Origin of the sequence: Methylobacterium brachythecii, from assembly GCF_014196345.1 — a bacterium.
Taxonomy (GTDB): Bacteria; Pseudomonadota; Alphaproteobacteria; order Rhizobiales; family Beijerinckiaceae; genus Methylobacterium; species Methylobacterium brachythecii.
Genome location: NZ_JACIDN010000002.1, coordinates 322,403 through 334,871, shown reverse-complemented (window position 1 = coordinate 334,871; position 12,469 = coordinate 322,403). Strand labels below are relative to the sequence as shown.

The window sequence follows — 12,469 nt, the reverse complement described above, 5'->3', positions numbered from 1 at the left end:
GAAGCGCGTGCTGCGGCGCACTTCGGGAAATTTGGCGATGAAACTTGCGGCGACGTCGCGACTTATCCTCCGGTAGGCAAGCGTGAGCATAAGCTGCCGTGAGCTAGACGACGATGATCGATACCCGCCACCTCCTGCCGCCGGATCTCGGCCCGCGCTCCAACCCCGTCCTGCACGGGATTGCGGAGGCAATCGCCAAGCTGATCCCGCTGATCACGCCGGCCCCATCGCCCGAGGACCAGGTGACTGAGACGGCGCGGGCTACCGAGGCCTCGGAGGAATCGTCCGAGGACGTGACGGAGGTCACGAAACGCAGCTGAATGGCCGACGCCGCTCTATGGCCCCATTTTTCGCGAGACTGACCGCACCGGAACCATAGAGTCGTCCCTCATGTCCTTCCTACACGAGTTGCCGGTGACGGAGCTCATCGCGTCCTACGGCTACCTCGCGATTTTCTTCGTCATCATGCTCGAAAGCGCCGGCATTCCGATGCCGGGCGAGACCATCCTGATCTCGTCGGCGGTCTATGCCGGCAGCACGGGCAACCTGAACATCGTCCTGATCGTATCGGCTGCTGCCGCTGCAGCCATCATCGGCGATAATCTCGGCTATTGGGTCGGCCGGCGCTGGGGCATGCCGCTGCTGCTCAAGCACGGCCATATGATCGCGCTCGATCATGGCCGGCTGAAGCTCGGGCAGTACTTGTTCCGCGAGCATGGCGGAGCGATCGTGTTCTTCGGTCGCTTCACCGCGATGTTGCGGGCCTATGCGGCCGTGCTCGCCGGCGTGAACAAGCTCGATGCCCGCCGCTTCATGATCTGGAACGGCCTCGGCGGCGTGGCCTGGGCCTCGATCATGGGCTTCGGCGCCTATTTCTGCGGACGCTCGATCGAGCATATTGTCGGCCCGGTCGGGCTCGCGCTGCTCGCCTTCGTCATCTTCGGTGGCCTGGCACTCTGGCTGTTCATGAAGCGCCACGAGCAGCGTCTGCTGGTCAAGGCCGAAGCCGCGATCCCCGGTCCGCTCACCGCCTGAGCGAGCCGAGACGGTCGACGAAAAAGGCCCGCCGCAGCGATGCGGCGGGCCTTTTTGCAAGGTGACGGAGGCTCGGCGGTTCAATCGCCGGCCAGGACCAATGCCCAGTAGCGCTTATAGCGGCTGCCCGGGGCATCGACGCGGGCGATGCCGATGCGCCGGGCCTGGGGCATCAGCATGTTGCTGTTGTGGGCCGCCGAGGCCTTCCAGCGGCCGAGCACCTGGTCGAAGGTCTCCGAACCGGCGCTGAGATTTTCCGCGGCATAGCGGCGGCCGAACCCGGCACTCGCCATGCGCGACTCGAAGCTGCCGCCGTGATCGTGGCTAAGCTGACCCGCCCGCGCATTGGCCGCGGCCTCGTAAGAGGCGGCCTTGACCAGGCTGGAATCGAGAACGACCGGGCCGAGACCGTGCTGGGCGCGGTAGCCGGAGATCGCAGCCGCCGCAGCCTGTTCGTTGAGGACGACCGTGCTGACGGGTCCGACGCCGTCGAGCATCGGCGTACCGGTGCCGCAGCCGGCGAGCGTGAGGGTGGCGAGCGCCGTGACGGCGGCAAGCGAGCGGGCAGTTCTCGAAAGGGGCATGACGGCTTGCGCGGAATGGGGAATCGCACCGCAGGCTGTCGTGCGGGGGTGAGGCGAAACCGGGGCGCAGGGCGGCCGACCGAGACTTGCGATCGGAGTGTGACGGTTGAGTCACGCTTTCGGATGGTGGGGGACGACCCGAAACAGTGGAGCATCGGACCTGCTCTCTGCAGGCCTGCCATGTCGTTCCGGTCTTGAAAAGGAAACTACTGGCGCGGGCGACGGGGCTCGAACCCGCGACCTCCGGCGTGACAGGCCGGCACTCTAACCAACTGAGCTACGCCCGCGTAAGGCACGCCGGCGCATCTGCTGCTCGGCGACGGCCGGGGTTTAGGTGGGCGTGACCGTTGCTGTCAAGGCGCTCCGAGCTGGAGCGGAGAGAGTTTTTGACGAGACGCTTTGTCGGCCACGCATAGCAACCGCAGTAGCCGGCCTACGCCCGTTGCGCGTGTGCGGTTTCGCCCTACTGACCCCTGCGGGCACTGACACACCTTACATCCATCACCTTTCGTTTGTGCGGCGCGGAACGCCCTTGTTTCACCGGGGGGGCTCGTCTAAGCCTCCGCCGTGCTCAGACTGGAATTGATCAATTCCAGAGCGCCGCGTCCGCGCGGGGGTGAGCAGAGTCGGTTTCACCGGGATTCGGAGGTGTCGCATGACGGGGCTGCTGGCGGATTATCTGCCGCTCATCGTCTTCATCGGCGTCTCGCTGTTCATCGCCGTTGCGCTCCTCGTGGCGCCGTTCCTGGTGGCCTATTCGGCTCCCGATCCTGAGAAGCTCTCGGCCTACGAGTGCGGCTTCAACGCCTTCGACGACGCCCGCATGAAGTTCGACGTGCGGTTCTATCTCGTCGCGATCCTGTTCATCATCTTCGACCTCGAGGTCGCGTTCCTGTTCCCCTGGGCGATCACCTTCGGCGAGCTCGGCTGGTTCGGTTTCTGGTCGATGATGGTGTTCCTCGGCGTGCTCACCATCGGCTTCATCTACGAATGGCGGAAGGGAGCGCTCGAGTGGGATTGAGCCGCCGCCCGTATCCGCATCACGATCAGAGGCGCACATGGCCCTGAACCCGACATTTGACCGCGTCCCGGAAGTCGCGCCGGCGCCGAAGGGGATCATCGATCCCAATACCGGCCGCCCGGTGGGCGCGACCGATCCGATGTTCCTGTCGATCAACGACGAGTTGGCCGATCGCGGCTTCATCGTCACCTCGGCTGACGAACTCATCAACTGGGCCCGCACCGGGTCGCTGATGTGGATGACGTTCGGCCTGGCGTGCTGCGCCGTCGAGATGATGCAGATGTCGATGCCGCGCTACGATTGCGAGCGCTTCGGCTTCGCGCCGCGCGGCTCGCCGCGCCAGTCCGACGTGATGATCGTCGCCGGCACGCTGACCAACAAGATGGCTCCGGCCCTCCGCAAGGTCTACGACCAGATGCCGGAGCCGCGTTACGTCATCTCGATGGGCTCGTGCGCCAATGGCGGCGGCTACTATCACTACTCCTACTCGGTGGTGCGTGGCTGTGACCGGGTCGTGCCGGTCGACATTTACGTGCCGGGCTGCCCGCCCACGGCCGAGGCGCTCCTCTACGGCGTGCTTCTTCTCCAGAAGAAGATCCGCCGTCTCGGCACGATCGAGCGGTGAGCGGCATGGCAGAGCCCATCACCACCAATGGCATCACGCTCCGCTCGACCATCGAGGTCGCGCAGGGCGACGAGGCGCTGAAGGCCATGGCCGAGCGCATCGGCGCGGCCCTCGGCCCGGCGGTCACGAACACCAAAATTGCCCATGGCGAGCTGACGCTGACGGTGCAGGGCTCGGACATCGTCTACGCGCTGACCTACCTGCGCGACGATCCGAACTGCTCGTTCCGCTGCTTCATCGACATTTGCGGCGCGGACTATCCCGAGCGCGATCGCCGGTTCGACGTCGTCTATCACCTGCTCTCGCTGCGCCATAACGCGCGCATTCGTGTGAAGGTGCTCACTGACGAGACCACGCCGGTGCCGTCCGTGATCTCGGTGTTTCCGTCCGCGAACTGGTACGAGCGCGAGACTTACGACCTCTACGGCATCCTGTTCTCGGGCCATCCAGACCTGCGCCGGATGCTGACCGATTACGGCTTCGAGGGGCACCCGCTCCGCAAGGACTTCCCGCTCACCGGCTTCGTCGAGGTCCGCTACGACCAGGACGAGGCGCGCGTGGTCTACGAGCCGGTCAAGCTCCAGCAGGAATTCCGCAATTTCGATTTTCTCTCGCCCTGGGAAGGCACGGATTACGTGCTGCCGGGCGATGAGAAGAAGTCGAGCTGAGGTCGCAGGATGGCCGAGCACAACATCCGCAACTTCGCGATCAACTTCGGCCCGCAGCATCCGGCCGCGCACGGCGTGCTGCGCCTGGTGCTGGAGCTCGATGGCGAGGTGGTCGAGCGCGTCGACCCGCATATCGGCCTGCTCCACCGCGGCACCGAGAAGCTGATCGAGCACAAGACCTACCTGCAGGCGACGCCCTATTTCGACCGGCTCGACTACGTCGCGCCGATGAATCAGGAGCATGCCTTCTGCCTGGCGATCGAGAAGCTCGCTGGCATCCAGGTGCCGCGCCGGGCGCAGCTGATCCGCGTTCTGTTCTGCGAGATCGGTCGCTTGCTCTCGCACCTCCTCAACGTCACCACGCAGGCGATGGACGTCGGCGCGCTCACGCCTCCGCTCTGGGGCTTCGAGGAGCGCGAAAAGCTGATGATCTTCTACGAGCGTGCCTCGGGCGCTCGTCTGCATGCCAACTACTTCCGCCCGGGCGGCGTCCATCAGGATCTGCCGCCGGCGCTGATCGACGACATCGAGGCGTTCTGCGACCCGTTCCTTCAGGTGGTCGACGACCTCGACGACCTCGTCATGGCGAACCGCATCTTCAAGCAGCGCAACGTCGATATCGGCATCGTCACGCAGGACGAGGCCATGGCCTGGGGTTTCTCGGGCGTGATGGTGCGCGGCTCGGGCATCCCGTGGGACCTGCGCAAGTCGCAGCCCTACGAGTGCTATGACGAGATGGATTTCGACATTCCGGTGGGGAAGAACGGCGACACCTACGATCGTCAGGTCATCCGCATGGAAGAGATGCGGGAATCCGTGAAGATCATGAAGCAGTGCGTGGCCAAGCTGCGTGAGCCGGCCGGGCAAGGCTCGATCGCCGCCGTCGACGGCAAGTTCGCACCGCCGCCGCGCCGGGAGATGAAGCGCTCGATGGAAGCGCTCATTCACCACTTCAAGCTCTACACCGAGGGCTTCCACGTGCCGGCCGGCGAGGTCTACGCCGCGGTCGAGGCGCCCAAGGGCGAGTTCGGCGTCTACCTCGTCGCCGACGGCACCAACAAACCCTACCGCTGCAAGATCCGCGCTCCAGGCTTCGCCCACCTTCAGGCGATGGACTGGATGTGCCGCGGCCACCTCCTCGCCGACGTGTCCTGCGTGCTCGGCACGCTCGACATCGTGTTCGGCGAAGTGGACCGCTGAGAGGACAGCCGAGACGTCATGGCGAACCGCAGGCTAGCCCCCGCCGCCGAACAGCCCGAGAGCTTCACGTTCTCTCCCGAGAACGCGGATTGGGCCCACGGCCAGATCGAGAAATACCCGGAAGGCCGCCAGGCCTCGGCCGTGATTCCGCTGCTGTGGAAGGCGCAGGAGCAGAATGGCGGCTGGCTGCCGCAGAAGGCCATCGAGGCCGTCGCCGACCAGCTCGGCATGCCGCATATCCGCGTGCTCGAAGTCGCGACCTTCTACACGATGTTCGCCCTGGAGCCGGTCGGCCGGTTCTGGATCCAGCTCTGCGGAACGGTGCCGTGCGACAGCTGTGGTGCGCGAGAGCTGAAGCAGTCCCTGCACGATCGCCTCGGCCCGCAGGGTCATGTCTCGGCGGACGGCAACTTCTCCTGGCTCGAAGTCGAGTGTCTCGGTGCCTGCTGCAACGCGCCAATGGTGCAGATCAACCAGGACTATTACGAGGACCTCACCCCCGAGAGCCTCAACACGCTGATGGACGATCTCGCGGCCGGACGTCCGGTGAAGATCGGCTCACAGACCGGCCGGACTTCCTCGGAGCCCAAGGATGCGGTCAACACGCTGACCGATCCGACTTTGTTCGACGGATCGCGCGTCGGCGCCTGGCGCAAGCGCTTCGAGCAGACCCAGGGCGGCGACGACAAGGGCGACGCAGCGGTCAAGAAGGACGAGGCTGCCTCGACCGAAGCCCGCGCCAAAGACGACCCCAAACCGGCCCAGCCCGATTCCGGCCGCGCCACCGAGAGCCCGGCTGCCAATGCTCCCGCGCAGCGCAAGGCCGATGGCAAGACGGCGGCGGTCTCGCCGGCTTCCCCCGCGGTCGCCGATCAGGTCGGCGCTCCGAAGATTGCCGACGGCACCGCCAAGACGGCTGCCGACAAGGAAGCGGTCGAGGAAGACGTCGCCCTTCGCACCGAGCCGCCGCAACAGCCGCTCGCTTCCGGCGCGGACGACGCGGTGCACGAGGAGCAGAGCCCCGAGGAGCGGGCCGATGCCGCCGGCACGCGCCCCACGGGCATCGATGCCGCGCGTGACGACCGTCCCGACGACCTCACCAAGATCAAGGGCATCGGCCCCGTGAACAACCGTCGCCTGAACGATCTCGGCATCTGGCATTTCGACCAGATCGCGGCCTGGTCGCCGGCGGAGATCGCCTGGGTGGGCGCGTATCTCGCCTTCCCAGGCCGGATCGACCGTGAAAACTGGGTCGGCCAGGCGGCCGTGCTCGCCGGAAAGAAGGGCTGAGGGCATGCTCTCCGATCAGGATCGCATCTTCACCAACCTCTACGGCCTGCATTCGCCCGATCTCGACGCGGCGAAGAAGCGTGGCGCCTGGGACGGCACCAAGTTCCTGCTCGAAATGGGCCGGGACTGGATCATCGACGAGATGAAGGGCTCGGGCCTGCGCGGGCGCGGCGGCGCGGGCTTCCCGACGGGCCTGAAGTGGTCCTTCATGCCCAAGAAGTCCGATGGGCGCCCGCACTACCTCGTCGTGAATGCCGACGAGTCGGAGCCGGGCACCTGCAAGGACCGGGAGATCATGCGGCACGATCCGCATCTCCTGATCGAGGGCTGCATGCTCGCCTCCTTCGCGATGGGCGCGCATGCCTGCTACGTCTATCTGCGCGGCGAGTACGTCGCGGAAAAATTCGCGCTGCAGCGCGCGGTCGACGAGGCCTACGAGGCCCGGCTCGTCGGCAAGGACAACGTCCACGGCTTCCCGTTCGACATCTACGTCCATCATGGCGCCGGCGCGTATATCTGCGGCGAAGAGACGGCGCTGATCGAGAGCCTCGAGGGCAAGAAGGGCATGCCGCGGCTGAAGCCGCCCTTCCCGGCCAATATGGGCCTCTACGGTTGCCCCACGACCGTCAACAACGTCGAGTCGATCGCCGTCGCCGGCACCATTCTTCGCCGCGGCGGGGCGTGGTTTGCGGGCCTCGGCGGCAAGAACAACACCGGCACCAAGCTGTTCTGCGTCTCGGGGCACGTGAACACGCCGTGCAACGTCGAGGAGGAGATGGGCATCACCTTCCGTGAGCTCATCGACAAGCATTGCGGCGGCATGCGCGGCGGCTGGGACAACCTGCTCTGCTCGATCCCCGGCGGCTCCTCGGTGCCGCTGGTGCCGGCGGATCAGATCATCGACGCCAAGATGGATTTCGACACCTTGCGCAACCTCGGCTCCGGCCTCGGTACCGCGGCGGTGATCGTGCTCGACAAGTCCACCGACATCGTCTCGGCGATCACGCGCATCTCGTACTTCTACAAGCACGAGAGCTGCGGCCAGTGCACGCCGTGCCGCGAGGGCACCGGCTGGATGTGGCGCGTCCTGCAGCGCATGTCCCACGGTCGTGCGCAGAAGCGCGAGATCGACATGCTGTTCGAGGTCACCAAGCAGATCGAGGGACACACGATCTGCGCGCTGGGCGATGCCGCGGCCTGGCCCGTCCAGGGCCTGATCCGGCATTTCCGCCCCGAGATCGAGAAGCGGATCGACCAGTACAGCGCCAACCCGCATTCCGATGCCGTGCCGATGGCGGCGGAGTGAGGATGATGCTGCGCGACCATTCCGAGATGACCCGATGACAAAGCTTCTCGTCGACGGCACCGAGGTCGATGTCCCGGCCGATTTCACGCTCCTGCAGGCCTGCGAGGTCGCGGGTGCCGAGATCCCGCGCTTCTGCTTCCACGAGCGCCTGTCCATCGCCGGCAATTGCCGGATGTGCCTCGTCGAGCTGAAGGGCGCGCCGAAGCCCGTGGCCTCCTGCGCCTATGCGGTGAAGGATTGTCGCCCCGGCCCGAACGGCGAGCCGCCGGAGGTGCTGACACGCTCGGGCCTCACCAAAAAGGCCCGCGAGGGGGTGATGGAGTTCCTCCTCATCAACCACCCGCTCGATTGCCCGATCTGCGACCAGGGCGGCCATTGCGACCTGCAGGACCAGGCGATGGCCTACGGCGTCGACTCGACGCGCTACAAGGAGAACAAGCGCGCGGTCGAGGAGAAGTACATCGGCCCGCTGGTGCGCACGGCGATGAACCGCTGCATCCACTGCACCCGCTGCGTGCGCTTCCTTGCGGAAGTCGCTGGCGTGCCGGATCTCGGCGCGATCGGCCGCGGCGAGGACATGGAGATCACGAGCTATCTCGAGAACGCCATGGGCTCGGAGCTCCAGGGCAACGTCGCCGATCTCTGCCCCGTGGGCGCGCTGGTGCCCAAGCCCCAGAGCTACAACAACCGCCCCTGGGAGCTGACCAAGACCGATTCCATCGACGTGATGGATGCGGTGGGCTCGGCGATCCGCGTCGACGTGCGCGGCCGCGAGGTCATGCAGATCAGTCCGCGCGTCAACGAAGAGATCAACGAGGAGTGGATCTCCGACAAGACGCGACAGATCGTCGACGGCTTGCGCATGCAGCGCCTGGACCGTCCCTTCGTGCGCGAGAACGGCCGTCTGCGCCCGGCCTCCTGGGGTGAGGCTTTCGCCGCTATCGCCGCCAAGGTGAAAGGTGCCGATCCGAAGAAGATCGGCGCCGTGGTCGGCGATCTCGCCGGTGTCGAGGAGATCTTCGCGCTCAAGGAGCTGATGGGCTCGCTCGGCACGGCCAATACCGATTGCCGCCAGGGCGGCGAAAAGATCGATCCGGCCTGGGGCCGCGCGGCCTATACCTTCAACCCGACGATCCCGGGGATCGAGGAAGCGGACGCGATTCTGCTCGTCGGCACCAATCCGCGCCTCGAAGCCTCCCTGCTGAACGTCCGCATCCGCAAGCGCTGGCGCATGGCGCCGCTCGCGGTCGGTCTGATCGGCGAAGAGGTCGATCTGACCTATCCGCACCTCTATCTTGGCGCCGGCGCGGAGACGCTGTCCGAGCTTGCTGCCGGCAAGCACAGCTTCGCCGAGACCCTGTCGAAGGCCGAGCGGCCGCTCGTCATCGTCGGCAGCGCCGCCCTGTCGCGCGCCGATGGCGCTGCGGTGCTCGCCGCTGCCGCCGGGCTCGCCAAGAGCGTCGGTGCCGTGAAGCCCGAGTGGAACGGCTTCGCCGTCCTGCATTCGGCGGCCGCCCGCGTCGGCGCGCTCGATCTCGGCTTCGTGCCGGGGGAGGGCGGTCTCGACTTCGCCGGCATCACCGCGCCGGGCGCGCTCGACGTGGTGTTCAACCTCGGCTCCGACGAGGTCGATGTCGGGGCAGGTGCCTTCGTGATCTACCAGGGCACCCATGGCGATCGCGGCGCGATGCGCGCCGACGTGATCCTGCCGGGGGCCGCCTACACCGAAAAGTCCGCGACCTACGTGAACACCGAGGGCCGCGTGCAGATGACCAACCGCGCCGGCTTTCCGCCGGGCGATGCCCGCGAGGATTGGGCGATCCTGCGCGCCCTGTCGGACGTGCTCGGTCACAAGCTGCCCTTCGACTCGCTGGGCGCGCTGCGCCGCGCGCTCTACGCCGCGCATCCGCACCTCGCCGGAATCGACGCGATCGAGGCTGCCGACGTCGTGAAGGCGGTCGATGCACTTGCCGGTCTCGGCGGAAGCCTGGGCAAGGAGGCGTTCGGGCCCGCCTTCGCCGACTTCTTCATGACGAACCCCATCGCCCGCGCCTCGCGCGTGATGGCGGAATGTTCGAGCGTCGCCCACGGGCGCACGCTCCAGGCGGCCGAGTGAGGACCCCATGACCTTCTGGGAAACCGTCGGCCTCGTCGCCCTCACCGCGCTGAAGAGCCTCGTGCTGCTCTCGGCGCTGCTGGTCTTCATCGCCTACGCGCTGCTCGCCGACCGCAAGATCTGGGCGGCGGTTCAGCTCCGTCGCGGGCCGAACGTCGTCGGCCCCTTCGGCCTGTTCCAGTCCTTCGCCGACCTGATCAAGTTCGTGATCAAGGAGCCGGTGATCCCGGCCGGTGCCAACAAGGCGATTTTCCTGCTCGCGCCGATGGTCTTCGCGACGCTGGCGCTGGCGAGCTGGGCGGTCATCCCGCTCGCCGATGGCTGGGCCATCGCCGACATCAATGTCGGCATCACCTACATCTTCGCGATCTCCTCGCTCGGCGTGTACGGCGTCATCATGGGCGGCTGGGCGTCGAACTCGAAATACGCCTTCCTCGGCGCCCTGCGCTCGGCCGCGCAGATGATCTCCTACGAGGTCTCGCTCGGCTTCGTGATCATCTGCGTGCTGCTCTGCGCCGGCTCGCTGAACCTCTCGCGAATCGTCATGGCGCAGGACACCTCGCTCGGGCTGTTCGGCTGGTACTGGTTCTGGCTGTTCCCGATGTTCGTGGTGTTCTTCATCTCGGCGCTGGCCGAGACGAACCGCCCGCCCTTCGACCTGCCCGAGGCCGAATCGGAGCTCGTGGCCGGTTACATGGTCGAGTACTCTTCGACGCCCTACCTGCTGTTCATGCTCGGCGAGTACGTGGCGATCATGACCATGTGCGCGCTTGGAACCGTGCTGTTCCTGGGCGGCTGGCTCTCGCCGATCCCCTTCGCGCCCTTCACCTGGGTGCCCGGCCTGATCTGGTTCGCGCTGAAGGCGAGCTTCCTGTTCTTCATGATCGCCATGGTGAAGGCCATGGTGCCGCGCTACCGCTACGACCAGCTCATGCGGCTGGGCTGGAAGGTCTTCCTTCCGCTCTCCCTGGTCTCGGTCGTCGTCGTCGCCTTCGTACTCAAGCTCACCGGCCTCGCGCCGGGGGCATGACCGCAAATATATCGGAGATCCGAGCATGAAGCTCGATCAGGTCGCCAGAGGTCTTCTGCTGAGGGAGTTCGTGTCGGGGTTCATCCTCGCCATGAAGTACTTCTTCAAGCCGAAGGCCACGATCAACTATCCCTTCGAGATGGGGCATCGCGGTCCTCGCTTCCGGGGCGAGCACGCGTTGCGCCGCTACCCGAACGGCGAGGAACGCTGCATCGCCTGCAAGCTCTGCGAGGCGATCTGTCCGGCTCAGGCCATCACCATCGAGGCCGGCCCGCGCCGCAACGACGGCACGCGCCGCACCACCCGTTACGACATCGACATGGTGAAGTGCATCTATTGCGGCATGTGCCAGGAGGCCTGCCCGGTGGACGCCATCGTCGAGGGTCCGAACTCCGAGTTCTCCGTCGAGACCCGCGAGGAGCTGCTCTACGACAAGCAGAAGCTCCTCGATAACGGCGATCGGTGGGAGCGCGAGATCGCGCGCAATATCGCGATCGACGCGCCTTACCGTTGATGCCCGGCGGCGCGCCGGTTGTGCGCCGCAGACCCGAGTTTTATAGACGGCCCGCTTCCCGCAGGCCGTTGGCTTCTAGGCAGAAGGAGCCGCTGTTTCAGCGGCTGACCTGATCACCGCATGACTGCAGCCGCCGCCTTCTTCTACCTGTTCGCAGGCTTCGCGATCGCCAGCGGATTCATGGTGATCGCCGCGCGCAATCCCGTGACCTCGGTGCTGTTCCTGATCCTCGCCTTCGTGAATGCGGCGGGGCTCTTCGTACTCATGGGCGCCGAGTTCCTCGCGATGATCCTGGTGGTCGTCTACGTGGGCGCGGTCGCGGTGCTCTTCCTGTTCGTCGTGATGATGCTCGACGTGGACTTCGCCGCGCTTCGCCAGGGCTTCCAGCAATACCTGCCGATCGGCGGCCTGATCGGCGCCATCTTCGCCATCGAGCTGATTCTCGTGGTCGGCTCCTGGGCGATCGATCCGGGCATCGTGCGCACACCGATCGGTCAGACGGCCGCGAGCGAGGGGCTCACCAACACCCAGGCGCTCGGCCGCGTGCTCTACACCGACTACGCCTACTTCTTTCAGATCGCCGGCCTGGTGCTGCTCGTCGCGATGATCGGCGCCATCGTGCTGACCCTGCGCGACCGCCCGGGCGTCAAGCGCCAGAACATCGCCGTCCAGAACGCGCGCACGCAGGCCATGGCCGTGGAGACGCGCAAGGTGCCCTCCCGTCAGGGCGTGGAGGTCTAAGCATCATGATCGGCCTCAGCCACTACCTCACGGTCGCCGCGATCCTGTTCACGCTCGGCGTGCTCGGCATCTTCATCAACCGCAAGAACGTCATCGTGATCCTGATGTCGGTCGAGCTGATCCTGCTCGCCGTGAACATCAACTTGGTGGCGTTCTCGACCCATCTCGACGACATCACCGGCCAGGTCTTCGCGCTCTTCGTGCTGACCGTGGCCGCGGCGGAGGCCGCCATCGGTCTCGCCATCCTGGTCGTCTTCTTCCGGAACCGCGGCTCCATCGCCGTCGAGGACGTGAGCATGATGAAGGGTTGACCCGCCCCGGTCGCCCCTTCGTCCGCCT

General features: G+C 66.1%; 14 protein-coding genes and 1 tRNA gene. 13 read left to right on the top strand and 2 right to left on the bottom strand.

Annotation, left to right across the window (positions count from 1 at the left end; all coding sequences use genetic code 11):
• Positions 1-113 precede the first annotated feature (113 nt).
• Both GGR33_RS05595 and GGR33_RS05590 read left to right on the top strand, forming a co-directional pair.
• A complete protein-coding gene (locus GGR33_RS05595) occupies positions 114-320 on the top strand; it encodes a hypothetical protein (protein WP_183502752.1) in 207 nt (68 codons plus the stop codon).
• Between the two features lie 70 nt (positions 321-390).
• Positions 391-1,035 (top strand): DedA family protein, encoded by a 645-nt coding sequence (locus GGR33_RS05590; RefSeq protein WP_183502750.1) that lies wholly within the window; start codon positions 391-393, stop codon positions 1,033-1,035.
• Between the two features lie 80 nt (positions 1,036-1,115).
• On the opposite strand, the gene GGR33_RS05585 is transcribed toward GGR33_RS05590, so the two are convergent.
• Positions 1,116-1,619 carry a CAP domain-containing protein gene (locus GGR33_RS05585; protein WP_183502748.1) on the bottom strand — a complete coding sequence of 168 codons (504 nt, stop codon included), beginning with the start codon at positions 1,617-1,619 and terminating at the stop codon, positions 1,116-1,118.
• Between the two features lie 210 nt (positions 1,620-1,829).
• Positions 1,830-1,906: transfer RNA gene (locus GGR33_RS05580), tRNA-Asp, on the bottom strand.
• A 368-nt stretch (positions 1,907-2,274) separates the two neighbouring features.
• On the opposite strand from GGR33_RS05580, the gene GGR33_RS05575 reads away from it, so the two are divergent.
• The 11 genes from GGR33_RS05575 (at position 2,275) to nuoK (ending at position 12,441) form a co-directional block, all read left to right on the top strand.
• Positions 2,275-2,640 carry an NADH-quinone oxidoreductase subunit A gene (locus GGR33_RS05575; protein WP_183502746.1) on the top strand — a complete coding sequence of 122 codons (366 nt, stop codon included), beginning with the start codon at positions 2,275-2,277 and terminating at the stop codon, positions 2,638-2,640.
• Positions 2,641-2,677: 37 nt separating this feature from the next.
• On the top strand, positions 2,678-3,265 hold the full coding sequence (locus tag GGR33_RS05570; RefSeq protein WP_183502744.1) for a NuoB/complex I 20 kDa subunit family protein: 588 nt from the start codon (positions 2,678-2,680) through the stop codon (positions 3,263-3,265).
• 5 nt (positions 3,266-3,270) lie between these two features.
• Entirely contained in the window at positions 3,271-3,933 is a 663-nt protein-coding gene (locus tag GGR33_RS05565) for an NADH-quinone oxidoreductase subunit C (RefSeq protein ID WP_183502742.1), read from the top strand.
• Between the two features lie 9 nt (positions 3,934-3,942).
• On the top strand, positions 3,943-5,133 hold the full coding sequence (locus GGR33_RS05560) for an NADH-quinone oxidoreductase subunit D (protein WP_183502740.1): 1,191 nt from the start codon (positions 3,943-3,945) through the stop codon (positions 5,131-5,133).
• An 18-nt stretch (positions 5,134-5,151) separates the two neighbouring features.
• Positions 5,152-6,423, top strand: coding sequence for an NADH-quinone oxidoreductase subunit NuoE (gene nuoE / locus GGR33_RS05555; protein ID WP_183502738.1), 1,272 nt, complete (start codon positions 5,152-5,154; stop codon positions 6,421-6,423).
• Between the two features lie 4 nt (positions 6,424-6,427).
• Positions 6,428-7,729, top strand: a complete 1,302-nt coding sequence (gene nuoF / locus GGR33_RS05550; RefSeq protein WP_183502736.1) for an NADH-quinone oxidoreductase subunit NuoF — start codon at positions 6,428-6,430, stop codon at positions 7,727-7,729.
• A gap of 34 nt (positions 7,730-7,763) precedes the next feature.
• Positions 7,764-9,845, top strand: a complete 2,082-nt coding sequence (gene nuoG, locus GGR33_RS05545) for an NADH-quinone oxidoreductase subunit NuoG (RefSeq protein ID WP_183502734.1) — start codon at positions 7,764-7,766, stop codon at positions 9,843-9,845.
• 7 nt (positions 9,846-9,852) lie between these two features.
• The gene (gene nuoH / locus GGR33_RS05540; protein ID WP_183502732.1) at positions 9,853-10,875 is read left to right on the top strand and encodes an NADH-quinone oxidoreductase subunit NuoH; all 1,023 of its coding nucleotides are present in this window, start codon (positions 9,853-9,855) and stop codon (positions 10,873-10,875) included.
• Between the two features lie 25 nt (positions 10,876-10,900).
• A complete protein-coding gene (nuoI, locus tag GGR33_RS05535; RefSeq protein ID WP_183502730.1) occupies positions 10,901-11,389 on the top strand; it encodes an NADH-quinone oxidoreductase subunit NuoI in 489 nt (162 codons plus the stop codon).
• 120 nt (positions 11,390-11,509) lie between these two features.
• The gene (locus GGR33_RS05530) at positions 11,510-12,130 is read left to right on the top strand and encodes an NADH-quinone oxidoreductase subunit J (RefSeq protein ID WP_183502728.1); all 621 of its coding nucleotides are present in this window, start codon (positions 11,510-11,512) and stop codon (positions 12,128-12,130) included.
• Positions 12,131-12,132: 2 nt separating this feature from the next.
• The gene (gene nuoK, locus GGR33_RS05525; protein WP_183503545.1) at positions 12,133-12,441 is read left to right on the top strand and encodes an NADH-quinone oxidoreductase subunit NuoK; all 309 of its coding nucleotides are present in this window, start codon (positions 12,133-12,135) and stop codon (positions 12,439-12,441) included.
• The last annotated feature ends 28 nt before the right edge of the window (positions 12,442-12,469 follow it).

Bases quoted from the DNA above. Each gene is read 5' to 3' on its own strand.
- GGR33_RS05595 (WP_183502752.1), top strand. From the start codon at position 114: ATGATCGATACCCGCCACCTCCTGCCGCCGGATCTCGGCCCGCGCTCC.
- GGR33_RS05590 (WP_183502750.1), top strand. From the start codon at position 391: ATGTCCTTCCTACACGAGTTGCCGGTGACGGAGCTCATCGCGTCCTAC.
- GGR33_RS05585 (WP_183502748.1), bottom strand. From the start codon at position 1,619: ATGCCCCTTTCGAGAACTGCCCGCTCGCTTGCCGCCGTCACGGCGCTC.
- GGR33_RS05575 (WP_183502746.1), top strand. From the start codon at position 2,275: ATGACGGGGCTGCTGGCGGATTATCTGCCGCTCATCGTCTTCATCGGC.
- GGR33_RS05570 (WP_183502744.1), top strand. From the start codon at position 2,678: ATGGCCCTGAACCCGACATTTGACCGCGTCCCGGAAGTCGCGCCGGCG.
- GGR33_RS05565 (WP_183502742.1), top strand. From the start codon at position 3,271: ATGGCAGAGCCCATCACCACCAATGGCATCACGCTCCGCTCGACCATC.
- GGR33_RS05560 (WP_183502740.1), top strand. From the start codon at position 3,943: ATGGCCGAGCACAACATCCGCAACTTCGCGATCAACTTCGGCCCGCAG.
- nuoE (WP_183502738.1), top strand. From the start codon at position 5,152: ATGGCGAACCGCAGGCTAGCCCCCGCCGCCGAACAGCCCGAGAGCTTC.
- nuoF (WP_183502736.1), top strand. From the start codon at position 6,428: ATGCTCTCCGATCAGGATCGCATCTTCACCAACCTCTACGGCCTGCAT.
- nuoG (WP_183502734.1), top strand. From the start codon at position 7,764: ATGACAAAGCTTCTCGTCGACGGCACCGAGGTCGATGTCCCGGCCGAT.
- nuoH (WP_183502732.1), top strand. From the start codon at position 9,853: ATGACCTTCTGGGAAACCGTCGGCCTCGTCGCCCTCACCGCGCTGAAG.
- nuoI (WP_183502730.1), top strand. From the start codon at position 10,901: ATGAAGCTCGATCAGGTCGCCAGAGGTCTTCTGCTGAGGGAGTTCGTG.
- GGR33_RS05530 (WP_183502728.1), top strand. From the start codon at position 11,510: ATGACTGCAGCCGCCGCCTTCTTCTACCTGTTCGCAGGCTTCGCGATC.